We start from the raw sequence: 16824 nt of genomic DNA on the forward strand, positions 1-16824 counted from the left end.
CGAACACTATATATAGGGGGTATGTTTGGGATTCACTGCAAGATAGTGTGAAAACGGCCCTCTTGCAAGTGCATAACTTTGTGGATAACTCAGGAAGGAAAAAGCGACTTCCGCGTACCTTAGGTCAGACAAGGTGTCCGGGAAAGTCAATGGGAAGAGAAAAATTTGTTAAAAATAACCGTTCGGTGATTTCTTGAACGCTCAATTTAAGATAATTATTGATCCAGGTTATTTGTTGCGCTTTTGTCAGGTGTGGTGAAAATTGATGCCATCACAAATTCATATAACGTCGGCACTTAATGTTATGTTTATGATGTGAGCGAATGTAAATGGCTGCGGTTCACGGAACAGGTATTTTTTAATCAACAGATGTGAAATAAAAGTTTGTTATGTTGATTATTCCAGGTAAACAAGAAACGAATTAATCAGTTTAATGTGTTTTAATTATTGTTATTTCATAATTTGGTCAGTATCAAAAGGAATAATTTATTTCTTTTAGAAGATATTATTTTAGTATATATGTTTTAAATGTTTCTTATTTACAATTAATCATTATCTACAACCACAATATGTCTTTTAATGATGGCGTGTTATTTCTCACAGGCTGTCAGATTATGAATAAAAAACGGATTGTTTTTATCAGGAAAGGATATCTATTAATTATCCCAGCCGTCGTTGCTTGCGTGTTTACGCGTGCAAACGCCGCGTCGCAGGTTCTGGCTTCATGTCAGGGTGTTAACGTTACTGCCAGTTGTCGGGCCAGCTATCAAAGTCTTTCAGGTAGTACACAGACCTGGAATGTTGCTGACGGGCAATGGCTTGTTTTTTCCTCTATGGCAAATGATGCCAGTGGAGGCGCGGTATTTTTACAACAAGGTGCTGATTTCACATTATCAGCACAAGGCGGAACAGGGATGACTCTGTTTGAAAATAATGCCGTGAGCGGTGAATATAATAATGGCGGAGCTATCTTTGCAAAAGAAAACTCAACGCTGAACCTTACTCAGGTTATTTTTGACAATAACATCGCTGGAGGGTATGGAGGGGCGATCTACTCTGCGGGAACAAATGACGCTGGTGATATTGATCTTAGCATTACCAATGCTGTATTTACGGATAATGTTGCTAATGATGGTAAAGGTGGCGCAATTTATTCGATTAATAATAATGTCTACTTAAATAACACTGTTTTTGATAATAATCAGGCATATACATCAACAAGTTACAGTGATGGTGATGGTGGAGCCATCGATATTACTGATAATAATAGCGATAAAACACACCCATCAGGATTTACCATTATTAACAATACTTCGTTCATAAATAACACTGCTGAAGGTTATGGTGGCGCAATTTATACCAGTAGCACGACTTCTCCTTATCTTATTGATATCGCTGTTGATGACAGCTACAGCCAGAACGGGGGCGTATTAGTAGATGTGAATAACAGCGCATCCGCTTATGGTGAAGACGCTTCGGCAGCAGCTGGAGGCTTTCTGTATACAGGGTCAAGTGAAATCCGTTTTGATGTTGCGGCTGATAAAACCTTGATCATTGGCAGTACAAAAAATGATGGGGCTATCGACTCCATTGCGGGGACGGGCGTTATTACCAAAGCTGGAGCGGGCGAACTGGTGCTTAACGCTGATAACAATGATTTTACCGGCGAGATGAGAATTAAAAACGGTGAAGTCACGCTAGGGCGGAATAATTCGCTGATGAATGTGGGTGACAGTCAGTGCCAAAGTAATCCACAAAATTGCTATGGCTTGAGCGTTGGTAGTATCGGACAAACAGATAATCAGGCAGAGCTTAACGTCGGTTCGACTCAGCAAACATTTGTACATTCGTTAACGGGTTTTCAGAATGGCACTTTAAATATTGACGCTGGCGGCAATGTTACCGTCAACCAGGGCGGTTTTGCCGGAACTATTCAGGGGGAAGGGCAACTGACTATTGCTGAAAACGGGAGTTATATACTGGCGGGTGCGCAGTCGATGGCGCTGACCGGCGATATTGTGGTGGAAGATGGCGCAATCCTCTCGCTTTCGGGTAACGCCACGGATCTTGCGGAGATGCAAGACGATCCGCAGTCCATCGTGTTAAATGGCGGCGTATTGGATCTCTCCGATTTTACTACCTGGCAGAGCGGTACGTCAGAGAACGATGGTCTGGAAATCAGTGGCAGCGACGGTACGGTGATTGGTCAGCAGGATGTTGTCGATCTTTACGGTGGCGACGATCTGCATATTGGCGATGACGGGAATAATGGTGTTTATGTGGTGGTGGATGCAGGTGACGGGCAGGTCAGCCTGGCAAATGACAATCAATACCTCGGCACAACACAAATCGCTTCCGGTACGCTGGTGGTGAGCGACAACTCTCAGCTTGGTGATACCCACTATAACCGCCAGGTTATCTTTACTGATAATCAACAAGATAGCACGATGGAGATTACCTCCGACGTTGACACGCGTTCAGATGCGGCAGGCCACGGACGTGATATCGAAATGCGCGCCGATGGTGAAGTGATGGTGGATGCGGGTGTAGACACGCAGTGGGGCGCACTGATGGCTGACAGCAGCGGGCAGCAGCAGGACGCGGGAACCACACTGACGAAAACCGGTGCAGGAACGTTGGAACTGACTGCCAGTGGCACGGCGCAGTCGGCGGTGCGAGTGGAAGAAGGCACGTTGAAAGGCGATGCTGTGGATATCTTTCCTTATGCATCATCGCTGTGGGTCGGTGATGGGGCGACGTTCGAGACTGGTGCGGATCAGGATATTCAGTCTATTGATGCTACTTCCAGCGGCACTATCGACATCAGCGATGGTACGGTTTTGCGCCTGACCGGGCAGGATACTTCCGCCGCACTGGATGCCTCGCTGTTTAACGGCGACGGTACGTTGGTGAATGCCACCGATGGTGTGATGTTGACAGGTGAGCTTAATACCAACCTGGAAACCGACAGTCTGACTTATCTTTCAGACGTGACGGTTAATGGTGATCTGACCAATACGTCCGGTGCGGTTAGCCTGCAAAATGGCGTCGCTGGCGATACGCTGACGGTAAACGGTGATTATACCGGCGGCGGTACGCTACTGCTCGATAGCGAATTAAACGGCGATGACTCAGCAAGCGACCAACTGGTGTTGAACGGTAATACTGCTGGCAACACGACCGTGGTGGTTAACCCCATTACCGGGATTGGTGAGCCGACATCTACAGGCATTAAAGTGGTTGATTTCGCAGCCGATCCCACGCAATTTCAAAACAATGCGCAGTTTAGTCTGGCGGGCAGCGGCTACGTCAATATGGGCGCTTACGACTATACGTTGGTGGAAGATGATAATGACTGGTATCTGCGCTCGCAAAAAGTCACTCCGACGCCACCGCCCGATCCGGATCCGACTCCCGATCCCACGCCGGAGCCCGACCCAACACCCGCTTATCAGCCTGTGCTGAATGCCAAAGTTGGTGGATATTTTAATAACCTTCGGGCGGCAAATCAGGCGTTTATGATGGAGCGACACGATCACGCTGGTGGCGATGGTCAGACGCTGAATTTACGCGTTATCGGCGGAGATTATCATTACACAGCAGCAGGGCAGTTGGCCCAGCATGAAGACATTTCTACGGTACAGCTTAGCGGCAACCTGTTAAGCGGAGACTGGGGCGATGATGGCCAGTGGATGCTAGGGGCCGTAGGTGGCTACAGTGATAATCAGGGGGACAGTCGCTCAAACATGACCGGAACTCGCGCCGATAACCAGAACCACGGTTATGCTGTTGGGCTGACCTCAAGCTGGTTTCAGCACGGTAGCCAAAAACAAGGGGCATGGCTGGATAGCTGGCTGCAATATGCCTGGTTTAGCAATGATGTTTCTGAACAAGGTGATGGTGCGGATCATTACCATTCGTCGGGGATCGTTGCTTCGCTGGAAGCCGGCTATCAGTGGTTACCGGGGCGTGGTGTGGTGATTGAACCGCAGGCGCAGGTGATTTATCAGGGCGTGCAGCAGGATGATTTTACCGCCGCTAACCATGCGCGGGTGTCACAATCGCAGGGCGATGATATTCAGACGCGGCTGGGATTACACAGCGAATGGCATACTGCGCTTCATATCACGCCAACGTTGGATTTGAATTATTATCACGATCCCCATTCGACGGAAATTGAAGAAGATGGTAGCCAAATCAGCGACGATGCGGCGAAGCAGCGTGGTGAAATAAAAGTGGGAGTAACGGGCAATATCAGTCAGCGAGTTTCCCTGCGTGGCAGCGTGGCGTGGCAGAAAGGAAGCGATGATTTTGCCCAGACGGCAGGGTTTTTGTCGATGACGGTGAAATGGTAATCGCTGTCCGCCCGGCATCGTTGCCGGATGCGGCGTAAACGCCTTATCCGGCCTACGGGAGTATTTGTAGGCCTGATAAGACGCGACAAGCGTCGCATCAGGCATTGGCGCGGTTGCCGGATGCGGCGTAAACGCCTTATCCGGTCGGCGGGGAGCATTTGTAGGCCTGATAAGACGCGGCAAGCGTCGCATCAGGCATTGGCACGGTTGCCGGATGCGGCGTAAACGCCTTATCCGGTCGGCGGGGAGCATTTGTAGGCCTGATAAGACGCGACAAGCGTCGCATCAGGCATTGGCGCGGTTGCCGGATGAATCCAAACAACAACCTTACTTATTCTGTGTGTGCAGCATATAGTTCACATCAACGCCGGGGCCGAGCTTAAAAGTATTAGTGATCGGGTTATAATGCAGCCCGATCATATGGCGCTCTTTTAGACTGGTTTGATCCACCCAGCCCAGCAATTCTGCCGGTTTAATAAACTTCTTCACGTCGTGCGTGCCTTTAGGCACCATGCGCAAAATATATTCAGCGCCGACCACCGCCATTAGCCACGACTTGCCATTACGATTAAGCGTGGAGAAAAAGACATCGCCACCCGGTTTTACCAGTTGTGCACAGGCTCTGACCACTGACTGCGGATCGGGAACGTGTTCCAGCATCTCCATGCAGGTCACCACATCATACTGCCCGGCATGTTTTGCCGCGTGTTCTTCCACGGTTTCCTGTACGTACTCTACCTGAATACCGCTTTCCAGCGCGTGCAGCTTTGCCACCTGCAATGGCTCAAAGCCCATATCCAGACCGGTCACCGTCGCGCCTTCGCGCGCCATACTCTCGGCCAGAATGCCGCCGCCACAACCGACATCGAGCACCTTTTTGCCAAATAAACCGCCAGCACGCTCGGCAATATAGCCCAGACGCAGCGGGTTAATGCGGTGCAGTGGTTTGAACTCGCCTTCCAGATCCCACCAGCGGGAGGCGACGGCTTCAAATTTAGCGATCTCTTCGTGGTCTACGTTATGGTTTACCGGCGATTTTTCGGCATTCATTGGCACTTCTACTCCGTAATTGGCAAGACAATCGAGTATATCAGGCATTGGATGTGAATAAAGCGTATAGGTTTACCTAGATCTTCGCGGCTGTGTTATAATTTGCGACCTTTGAATCCGGGATACAGTAGAGGGATAGCGGTTAGATGAGCGACCTTGCGAGAGAAATTACACCGGTCAACATTGAGGAAGAGCTGAAAAGCTCCTATCTGGATTATGCGATGTCGGTCATTGTTGGCCGTGCGCTGCCAGATGTCCGAGATGGCCTGAAGCCGGTACACCGTCGCGTACTTTACGCCATGAACGTACTAGGCAATGACTGGAACAAAGCCTATAAAAAATCTGCCCGTGTCGTTGGTGACGTAATCGGTAAATACCATCCCCATGGTGACTCGGCGGTCTATGACACGATCGTCCGCATGGCGCAGCCATTCTCGCTGCGTTATATGCTGGTAGACGGTCAGGGTAACTTCGGTTCTATCGACGGCGACTCTGCGGCGGCAATGCGTTATACGGAAATCCGTCTGGCGAAAATTGCCCATGAACTGATGGCCGATCTCGAAAAAGAGACGGTCGATTTCGTTGATAACTATGACGGCACGGAAAAAATTCCTGACGTCATGCCGACCAAAATTCCTAACCTGCTGGTGAACGGTTCCTCCGGTATCGCCGTAGGTATGGCAACCAACATCCCGCCGCACAACCTGACGGAAGTCATCAATGGTTGTCTGGCGTATATCGATGATGAAGACATCAGCATTGAAGGGCTGATGGAACACATCCCGGGTCCGGACTTCCCGACGGCGGCAATCATTAACGGTCGTCGCGGTATTGAAGAAGCTTACCGTACCGGTCGCGGCAAGGTGTATATCCGCGCTCGCGCAGAAGTGGAAGTTGACGCCAAAACCGGGCGTGAAACCATTATCGTCCACGAAATTCCGTATCAGGTGAACAAAGCGCGCCTGATCGAGAAGATTGCGGAACTGGTAAAAGAAAAACGCGTGGAAGGCATCAGCGCGCTGCGTGACGAGTCTGACAAAGACGGCATGCGCATCGTGATTGAAGTGAAACGCGATGCGGTCGGTGAAGTGGTGCTCAACAACCTCTACTCCCAGACCCAGTTGCAGGTTTCTTTCGGTATCAACATGGTGGCATTGCACCATGGTCAGCCGAAGATCATGAACCTGAAAGACATCATCGCGGCGTTTGTTCGTCACCGCCGCGAAGTGGTGACCCGTCGTACCATTTTCGAACTGCGTAAAGCTCGCGACCGTGCGCATATCCTTGAAGCATTGGCCGTGGCGCTGGCAAACATCGACCCGATCATCGAACTGATCCGTCATGCTCCGACCCCTGCAGAAGCGAAAACCGCGCTGGTTGCTAATCCGTGGCAGCTGGGCAACGTTGCCGCGATGCTGGAACGTGCTGGCGACGATGCTGCGCGTCCGGAATGGCTGGAGCCAGAGTTCGGCGTGCGCGATGGTCTGTACTATCTGACCGAACAGCAAGCCCAGGCAATTCTGGATCTGCGTTTGCAGAAACTGACTGGCCTTGAGCACGAAAAACTGCTCGACGAATACAAAGAACTGCTGGATCAGATCGCGGAACTGCTGCGTATTCTTGGCAGCGCCGATCGTCTGATGGAAGTGATCCGCGAAGAGCTGGAGCTGGTTCGTGAACAGTTCGGTGACAAACGTCGTACTGAAATCACCGCCAACAGCGCAGACATCAACCTGGAAGATCTGATCACCCAGGAAGATGTCGTCGTCACGCTCTCTCACCAGGGCTACGTGAAGTATCAGCCGCTTTCTGAATACGAAGCGCAGCGTCGTGGCGGGAAAGGTAAATCTGCCGCACGTATTAAAGAAGAAGACTTTATCGACCGACTGCTAGTGGCGAACACTCACGATCATATCCTGTGCTTCTCCAGCCGCGGTCGCGTCTATTCGATGAAAGTTTACCAGTTGCCGGAAGCCTCTCGTGGCGCGCGCGGTCGTCCGATCGTCAACCTGCTGCCGCTGGAGCAGGACGAACGTATCACCGCGATCCTGCCGGTGACCGAGTTTGAAGAAGGCGTGAAAGTCTTCATGGCGACCGCTAACGGTACTGTGAAGAAAACCGTCCTCACCGAATTCAACCGTCTGCGTACCGCCGGTAAAGTGGCGATCAAACTGGTTGAAGGCGATGAGCTGATCGGCGTTGACCTGACCAGTGGCGAAGATGAAGTAATGTTGTTCTCCGCCGAAGGTAAAGTGGTGCGCTTTAAAGAGTCTTCTGTCCGTGCGATGGGCTGCAACACCACCGGTGTTCGCGGTATTCGCTTAGGCGAAGGCGATAAAGTCGTCTCTCTGATCGTGCCGCGTGGCGATGGCGCCATCCTCACCGCAACGCAGAACGGTTATGGTAAACGTACCGCAGTGGCGGAATACCCAACCAAGTCGCGTGCGACGAAAGGGGTTATCTCCATCAAGGTAACCGAACGTAACGGTTTAGTGGTTGGCGCGGTGCAGGTAGATGATTGCGACCAGATCATGATGATCACCGATGCCGGTACGCTGGTACGTACTCGCGTTTCGGAAATCAGCATCGTTGGCCGTAACACCCAAGGCGTGATCCTCATCCGTACTGCGGAAGATGAAAACGTAGTGGGTCTGCAGCGTGTTGCTGAACCGGTTGACGAAGAAGATCTGGATACCATCGACGGCAGTGCCGCGGAAGGGGACGATGAAATCGCTCCGGAAGTGGACGTTGACGACGAACCGGAAGAAGAATAATTTCATCGCTTCATGACCGAAGGGAGTAAACATCCCTTCTTCGAAATGAAAAGTCCAGGCTGCAAAGTCTGGGCTTTTGTCGTATTAGGGCGCGCTAAAGGGCGGGTTCGTTCGTCAAAAATGACGGTTATACACAAGGAATGTGGCAATGAGCGGTGAAAAAAAGGCGAAAGGCTGGCAGTTTTATGGCCTTGTAGGTGTCGGTGTTGTTGCGCTCCTTTCCGCGGGCGTCTGGGCATTGCAATACACTGGCAGCGGTCCAGAAAAAACGTTGTCGCCGCTGGTAGTGCATAATAATTTGCAAATCGATCTCAATGAGCCTGACCTCTTTCTCGATAGCGACTCTCTAAGCCAGCTTCCCAAAGATCTCCTTACTATTCCTTTTCTCCACGATGTCCTGAGTGAAGATTTCGTTTTCTATTATCAGAATCATGCCGATCGTCTGGGCATTGAAGGCAGTATTCGCCGCATTGTCTATGAACACGATCTCACGCTGAAAGATAAGCTCTTTTCGTTGCTCTTAGACCAGCCCGCGCAGGCGGCACTGTGGCACGATAACCAAGGCCATCTTTCACATTATATGGTGCTTATCCAGCGTAGTGGCTTGAGCAAGTTGCTGGAGCCATTGCTGTTTGCTGCTACCAGCGACAGCCAGTTAAGCAAGACGGAAATCAGTAGTATTAAGCTAAATAGTGAAACCATCCCTGTTTATCAGTTGCGCTATAACGGCAATAACGCCCTGATGTTCGCGACATATCAGGACAAGATGCTGGTGTTTTCCAGCACGGATATGCTGTTTAAAGATGACCAGCAGGATACTGAAGCCACGGCGATCGCAAGTGATTTGTTGAGCGGCAAAAAACGCTGGCAAGCCAGCTTCGGTCTGGAAGAGCGTGCTGCCGAAAAAACGCCAGTACGCCAGCGCATCGTGGTCAGTGCAAATTTGCTGGGTTTTGGCTACCAGCGATTAATGCCTTCTTTTGCTGGCGTACGCTTCGAAATGAGCAACGACGGCTGGCATAGCTTTCTGGCGTTAAATGATGCATCCGCTAGCGTGGATGCCAGTTTCGATTTTACGCCGGTATGGAGCAGTATGCCTGCCGGGGCAAGCTTCTGCGTGGCGGTGCCTTACTCGCACGGTATTGCTGAAGAGATGCTCTCACAAATCGCTCAGGAAAACGACAAGTTGAATGGGGCATTAGATGGTGCCGCCGGGCTGTGCTGGTATGAGGATTCAAAACTGCAAACCCCGCTGTTTGTTGGTCAGTTTGATGGCACTGACGAACAGGCGCCATTGCCAGGGAAACTGTTTACCCAAAATATTGGTGCTCGTGAAAGCAAAGCGCCAGAAGGCGTATTACCGGTAACTCAAACTCAGCAGGGCGAAGCGCAAATCTGGCGTCGCGAAGTGAGTTCCCGATACGGTCAGTATCCGAAAGCGCAGGCGGCGCAACCAGATCAATTAATGTCGGATTATTTTTTCCGCGTGTCGCTGGCGATGCAAAACAAAACGCTGCTTTTCTCCCTCGATGACACGCTGGTTAATAACGCGCTGCAAACACTGAATAAAACCCGCCCGGCAATGGTGGATGTGATACCCACTGATGGCGTCGTTCCGGTCTATATCAATCCACAAGGAATGGCGAAACTGCTGCGTAACGAAACGCTGACCAGTCTGCCGAAGAATCTCGAACCGGTTTTTTATAACGCCGCACAAACTTTATTAATGCCGAAACTGGACGCTTTATCGCAACAGCCTCGTTATGTCATGAAGCTGGACCAGATGAAACCGGGCGCCGCCTGGCAATGGTTGCCAATCAACTGGCAGCCATTATGAGGCGTGGACTGCTGGCACTGATTTGCTGGCTGTGTTGTTTTGTTGCTCATAGCGAAATGCTGAATGTCGAACAATCGGGACTATTTCGTGCCTGGTTTGTGCGCATTGCGCAGGAACAGCTACGCCAGGGGCCAAGTCCACGTTGGTATCAACAGGATTGCGCAGGCCTGGTGCGCTTTGCAGCGAACGAGTCGCTGAAAGTTCACGATAGCAAATGGCTTAAAAGTAACGGTCTGTCAAACCAGTATCTACCGCCAGAAATGACGCTAACACCTGAGCAACGACAACTGGCACAAAACTGGAACCAAGGGAACGGGAAAACCGGCCCCTACGTGACCGCGATTAATTTGATTCAGTACAACAGCCAGTTTATTGGCCAGGATATAAACCAGGCACTGCCAGGCGATATGATTTTTTTCGATCAGGGCGATGCCCAGCACTTAATGGTCTGGATGGGGCGTTACGTCATCTACCACACCGGAAGCGCCACGAAAACTGACAACGGAATGCGCGCAGTCAGTTTGCAACAACTTATGACATGGAAGGACACCCGATGGATACCCAACGATTCCAATCCCAATTTCATTGGCATTTATCGTTTAAATTTTCTGGCGCAATAGCGGCCTGCCTGTGCCTGTCTCTTGTGGGGGCGGGGCTTGTTAATGCTGACGATTCGCTTCCTTCCAGCAACTATGCGCCGCCAGCCGGGGGAACGTTCTTTTTGCTCGCTGACAGCAGTTTTAGCAGCAGCGAAGAGGCGAAAGTACGTCTGGAAGCGCCGGGGCGCGATTATCAACGTTATCAGATGGAAGAGTACGGCGGCGTGGATGTTCGCCTGTATCGTATTCCTGATCCGATGGCATTTCTGCGTCAGCAGAAAAACCTGCACCGCATTGTAGTACAACTGCAGTATCTGGGTGACGGTCTGAACAATACGCTAACCTGGCTGTGGGATAACTGGTACGGCAAATCTCGCCGTGTCATGCAGCGTTCTTTCTCTTATCAGTCACGGCAGAATGTGACCCAGGCATTACCGGAATTGCAGCTCGGCAATGCCATCATCAAACCTTCCCGTTATGTACAAAACAGCCAGTTTTCACCGCTGAAGAAATATCCACTGGTGGAACAGTTCCGTTATCCACTATGGCAGGCAAAACCGGTTGAGCCGCAGCAAGGGGTAAAACTGGAAGGCGCATCCAGTAACTTCATCTCGCCGCAGCCGGGCAACATCTATATTCCTCTCGGCAAACAAGAGCCGGGGCTGTATCTCGTCGAAGCGATGGTGGGTGGGTATCGGGCGACGACGGTGGTGTTTGTCTCCAATACCGTGGCGTTGAGTAAAGTGTCGGGTAACGAGCTTCTGGTATGGACCGCTGGCAAAAAGCAGGGGGAAGCGAAGCCTGGATCAGAAATCCTGTGGACTGACGGTCTTGGCGTGATGACCCGAGGCGTCACCAATGACAGCGGCACCTTGCAGTTACAACATATATCGCCTGAACGTTCATATATTCTGGGTAAAGATGCTGAAGGCGGCGTTTTTGTCTCCGAGAACTTCTTCTACGAAAGCGAAATCTACAATACCCGCTTGTATATCTTTACCGATCGCCCGCTATATCGCGCAGGCGATCGTGTCGATGTTAAAGTGATGGGCCGCGAGTTTCACGATCCGTTGCATTCATCCCCTATCGTCAGCGCACCGGCGAAGCTTTCAGTGCTGGACGCCAACGGCAGCCTGTTGCAAACCGTCGATGTCACGCTTGATGCGCGTAATGGCGGGCAGGGGAGTTTCCGCCTGCCAGAAAATGCCGTTGCCGGAGGTTATGAGTTACGCCTGGCTTACCGCAAGCAGGTCTATAGCAGCAGTTTTCGCGTGGCAAACTACATCAAACCACATTTCGAAATTGGTTTAGCTCTCGACAAAAAAGATTTCAAAACTGGCGAAGCGGTCAGCGGCAAACTGCAACTGCTCTACCCGGATGGCGAGCCGGTAAAAAATGCCCGCGTGCAGTTAAGTTTGCGCGCCCAACAACTTTCGATGGTCGGTAACGATTTGCGTTATGCCGGGCGCTTCCCTGTGTCGCTTGAAGGCAGTGAAACAGTTTCAGACGCCAGCGGTCATGTGGCGTTAAATCTTCCCGCAGCAGATAAACCGAGCCGCTATTTACTGACCGTCTCCGCCAGCGACGGCGCGGCATATCGTGTTACCACAACCAAAGAGATCCTCATCGAACGCGGTCTGGCGCATTACTCTCTAAGCACCGCCGCACAATACAGTAATAGCGGCGAGTCGGTTGTTTTCCGTTATACCGCGCTGGAATCTTCAAAGCAGGTTCCTGTTAAGTATGAGTGGTTACGTCTGGAAGACCGAACAAGCCACAGCGGAGATCTACCGTCTGGCGGTAAATCCTTCACCGTTAATTTCGAAAAACCTGGCAACTACAATCTGACATTACGCGATAAAGACGGCTTAATTCTCGCCGGGTTAAGCCATGCCGTCAGCGGTAAGGGCAGCACGGCGCATACTGGTACGGTAGATATCGTGGCGGATAAAACGCTGTACCAGCCAGGCGAAACCGCGAAGATGCTGATTACCTTCCCGGAGCCTATTGATGAAGCGTTATTGACGCTGGAACGCGATCGCGTGGAACAGCAGTCGCTGCTATCGCATCCGGCAAGCTGGCTGACGCTACAACGCTTAAACGATACCCAGTATGAAGCCCGCGTTCCGGTGAGCAATACCTTTGCGCCCAACATCACTTTTTCGGTGCTGTATACCCGTAACGGTCAGTACAGTTTTCAGAACGCTGGGATCAAAGTTGCCGTTCCTCAGCTGGATATCCGGGTGAAAACGGACAAAACCCATTACCAGCCAGGTGAACTGGTCAATGTCGAATTAACCTCGTCGCTGAAAGGTAAACCTGTTTCTGCACAGCTAACGGTTGGCGTGGTCGATGAAATGATCTACGCGCTGCAACCGGAAATCGCGCCGAGTATCGGCAAATTTTTCTATCCGCTGGGACGTAACAATGTACGCACCAGTTCCAGTCTGTCATTTATCAGCTACGACCAGGCGCTCTCCAGCGAGCCGGTTGCGCCTGGCGCGACTAACCGCAGCGAGCGGCGAGTAAAAATGCTTGAACGTCCACGGCGTGAAGAGGTGGATACCGCGGCATGGATACCGTCGCTAACCACGGATAAACAAGGCAAAGCGTACTTTACATTCCTGATGCCGGATTCGTTAACGCGCTGGCGCATTACCGCTCGAGGGATGAACGGCGACGGACTGGTCGGGCAGGGACGTGCTTATCTGCGCTCGGAAAAAAATCTCTACATGAAGTGGAGCATGCCAACGGTCTATCGCCTTGGCGACAAACCAGCGGCAGGGCTGTTTATCTTCAGTCAGCAGGATAACGAACCGGTAGAGCTGGTGAGTAAATTTGCGGGCGACGAGATGCACCAGACGCTGACACTGCATAAGGGGGCGAACTATATTTCGCTGGCGCAGAACATTCAGCAATCTGGCTTGTTAAGCGCAGAACTGCAACAAAATGGGCAAGTGCAGGACAGCATTAGCACAAAACTGTCTTTTGTTGATAACAGCTGGCCCGTTGAACAGCAGAAAAACGTCATGCTCGGCGGTGGCGATAATGCGCTGATGTTGCCCGAGCAGGCGAGCAATATCCGGTTGCAAAGTAGCGAAACGCCGCAGGAGATTTTCCGCAACAATCTTGATGCGTTAATAGAGGAACCCTGGGGTGGCGTGATCAACACCGGTAGCCGTCTGATCCCGCTCAGTCTTGCCTGGCGTTCGCTTGCCGATCATCAAAGTGCCGCCGCTAACGACATTCGTCAGATGATTCAGGATAACCGTCTGCGGCTGATGCAACTGGCGGGGCCAGGAGCGCGCTTTACCTGGTGGGGTGAAGATGGCAATGGCGATGCATTCCTCACGGCATGGGCATGGTACGCCGACTGGCAAGCGAGCCAGGCCCTTGGCGTGACGCAACAACCGGAATACTGGCAACATATGCTCGACAGCTACGCGGAGCAGGCGGATAACATGCCGTTATTGCATCGGGCGCTGGTGCTGGCGTGGGCGCAGGAGATGAATCTGCCGTGCAAAACGTTGTTGAAAGGGTTGGATGAAGCTATCGCCCGGCGCGGAACTAAAACAGAAGATTTCTCTGAGGAAGACACCAGCGATATCAATGACAGTTTGATCCTTGATACACCGGAATCTCCGCTGGCAGATGCGGTGGCAAACGTCTTAACCATGACGTTGCTGAAAAAAACGCAGTTGAAGTCCACTGTGATGCCACAGGTTCAGCAATATGCGTGGGATATAGCGGCAAACAGCAATCAGCCGCTGGCGCACACGGTTGTGCTGCTCAATAGCGGTGGCGACACCACCCAGGCGGCCGCTATTTTAAGTGGTTTGACCGCTGAGCAATCCACTATTGAGCGCGCGCTGGCCATGAACTGGCTGGCGAAATATATGGCGACGATGCCCCCGGTTGTATTACCTGTGCCTGCGGGCGCATGGGCCAAACATAAGTTAACCGGAGGGGGCGAATACTGGCGTTGGGTTGGTCAGGGCGTGCCGGAAATTCTCTCTTTTGGTGACGAATTACCGCCGCAAAACGTGCAGGTCCGCTGGCGTGAACCGGCAAAAACGGCTCAACAAAGTAATATTCCGGTGACCGTTGAACGCCAGTTGTATCGGCTTATCCCCGGTGATGAAGAAATGAGTTTTACGTTGCAGCCGGTGACCAGCAATGAGATTAACAGCGATGCGCTGTATCTCGATGAAATCACGCTTACCAGCGAGCAGGATGCAGTTCTGCGCTACGGTCAGGTGGAAGTCCCACTGCCGCCGGGAGCCGATGTTGAACGGACAACGTGGGGCATTTCGGTCAATAAACCCAACGCCGCGAAACAGCAGGGGCAATCGCTGGAAAAAGCGCGTAATGAAATGGGCGAACTGGCCTATATGGTGCCGGTGAAAGAACTGACGGGAACGGTCACTTTCCGCCATCTGCTGCGCTTCTCACAAAAAGGGCAATTCGTTCTGCCGCCTGCTCGCTATGTGCGTTCCTATGCACCTGCGCAGCAAAGCGTTGCGGCAGGTAGCGAATGGACCGGAATGCAGGTGAAATAAGTGAACTGGCGCAGAGTCGTTTGGCTATTAACGCTGGTTACCCTGCCGACGTTTGCACAGGAGACGCCGTTACAACTGGCGCTGCGGGGCGCGCAGCATGACCAACTGTATCAGTTATCGTTGTCAGGCGTGACAAATGTCTCGACGTTACCTGACACGCTCACCACGCCGTTAGGGAGTTTGTGGAAACTGTATGTTTACGCCTGGCTGGAGGATACCCATCAACCGGAGCAGCCATACCAGTGTCGCGGCAACTCCCCGGAAGAAGTTTATTGTTGCCAGGCGGGGGAGAGCATAACGCGCGATACCGCGCTGGTACGCTCCTGCGGACTCTATTTTGCGCCGCAGCGGTTGCACATTAGCGCGGATGTATGGGGGCAATACTGGCAACCGCGTCAGGCTCCGGCGTGGTTAGCATCTCTTTCTACGCTGAAACCAGAAACGTCGGTAACCGTTACATCGCTGCTTGATTCATTAGCGACTTTACCCGCGCAAAACAAAGCTCAGGAAGTCTTACTGGATGTTGTGCTGGACGAGGCGAAAATCGGTGTTGCGTCTATGCTCGGTAGTCGTGTGCGGGTGAAAACCTGGAGCTGGTTTGCCGATGATAAACAGGAAATCCGCCAGGGTGGTTTTGCCGGATGGTTAACTGATGGCACGCCGCTGTGGGTTGCAGGTAGTGGCACCAGCAAGACAGTACTGACCCGTTATGCGACGGTACTTAATCAGGTTTTGCCTGTGCCGACGCAAGTTGCCAGCGGGCAATGTGTACTGGTGGATCTGTTTGCTCGCTATCCGTTGAAGAAAGTCACTGAGGAAAAGAGCACGACGGCAGTAAAACCTGGTGTGCTCAATGGGCGCTATCGTGTGACGTTCGCCAATGGTAACCACATTACGTTTGTTAGCCGTGGTGAGACGACGTTACTGACGGAGAAGGGCAAACTGAAATTACAGTCGCATCTCGATCGTGAAGAGTACGTTGCCAGAGTTCTGGATCGCGAGGCGAAAAGTACGCCCCCTGAGGCAGCGAAAGCCATGACCGTGGCGATTCGCACTTTTTTACAGCAAAACGCCAATCGGGAAGGCGATTGCCTGACCATTCCCGACAGCAGCGCCACGCAGCGTGTTTCTGCTTCGCCAGCTACCACGGGGGCGCGAACGATGACCGCCTGGACGCAGGATCTCATCTATGCGGGCGATCCGGTTCATTATCATGGCAGTCGCGCTACCGAAGGGACGCTTTCCTGGCGGCAAGCCACGTCCCAGGCGGGGCAGGGAGAGCGTTACGACCAGATACTGGCGTTTGCTTATCCCGATAACAGCCTTAGCCGCTGGGGAGCGCCACGCTCAACCTGCCAGTTATTACCCAAAGCGAAAGCCTGGCTGGCGAAAAAAATGCCGCAGTGGCGGCGTATATTACAAGGCGAGACGGGGTACAACGAACCAGACGTGTTTGCGGTCTGTCGTTTAGTCTCAGGTTTCCCCTATACCGATCGGCAGCAGAAACGGCTGTTTATTCGTAACTTCTTTACGCTTCAGGATCGGCTGGATTTAACCCATGAGTATCTGCACCTGGCCTTTGATGGTTATCCCACCGGGCTTGATGAGAACTATATCGAAACGCTGACCCGACAATTATTAATGGACTAA

General features: G+C 51.9%; 7 protein-coding genes. 6 read left to right on the forward strand and 1 reads right to left on the reverse strand.

Annotated elements, in window-relative coordinates; translation table 11 throughout:
- The first annotated feature begins 614 nt into the window (after positions 1 to 614).
- On the forward strand, positions 615 to 4355 hold the full coding sequence (yfaL, locus tag FEK66_RS11190; protein ID WP_135494602.1) for an AIDA-I family autotransporter adhesin YfaL/EhaC: 3741 nt from the start codon (positions 615 to 617) through the stop codon (positions 4353 to 4355).
- 327 nt (positions 4356 to 4682) lie between these two features.
- Here yfaL and ubiG read toward each other — a convergent pair whose 3' ends face one another.
- Positions 4683 to 5405: a bifunctional 2-polyprenyl-6-hydroxyphenol methylase/3-demethylubiquinol 3-O-methyltransferase UbiG gene (gene ubiG, locus FEK66_RS11195; RefSeq protein ID WP_130207157.1), complete on the reverse strand. Its 723-nt coding sequence runs from the start codon at positions 5403 to 5405 to the stop codon at positions 4683 to 4685.
- A gap of 146 nt (positions 5406 to 5551) precedes the next feature.
- Here ubiG and gyrA point away from each other — a divergent pair, with 146 nt between their 5' ends.
- The 5 genes from gyrA (at position 5552) to FEK66_RS11220 (ending at position 16824) form a co-directional block, all read left to right on the forward strand.
- Entirely contained in the window at positions 5552 to 8179 is a 2628-nt protein-coding gene (gene gyrA / locus FEK66_RS11200; protein WP_001281237.1) for a DNA topoisomerase (ATP-hydrolyzing) subunit A, read from the forward strand.
- Positions 8180 to 8327: 148 nt separating this feature from the next.
- A complete protein-coding gene (locus FEK66_RS11205) occupies positions 8328 to 10016 on the forward strand; it encodes a DUF2138 domain-containing protein (protein ID WP_135494576.1) in 1689 nt (562 codons plus the stop codon).
- Positions 10013 to 10636 (forward strand): DUF1175 domain-containing protein, encoded by a 624-nt coding sequence (locus FEK66_RS11210; RefSeq protein WP_130207155.1) that lies wholly within the window; start codon positions 10013 to 10015, stop codon positions 10634 to 10636. The genes FEK66_RS11205 and FEK66_RS11210 overlap by 4 nt, the downstream gene beginning before the upstream one ends.
- Before the next feature lie 23 nt (positions 10637 to 10659).
- Positions 10660 to 15174 carry an alpha-2-macroglobulin gene (locus tag FEK66_RS11215; RefSeq protein WP_205714133.1) on the forward strand — a complete coding sequence of 1505 codons (4515 nt, stop codon included), beginning with the start codon at positions 10660 to 10662 and terminating at the stop codon, positions 15172 to 15174.
- A complete protein-coding gene (locus tag FEK66_RS11220; RefSeq protein WP_135494573.1) occupies positions 15175 to 16824 on the forward strand; it encodes a YfaQ family protein in 1650 nt (549 codons plus the stop codon).

The organism is Escherichia sp. E1130, assembly GCF_005781065.1.
Taxonomy (GTDB): Bacteria; Pseudomonadota; Gammaproteobacteria; order Enterobacterales; family Enterobacteriaceae; genus Escherichia.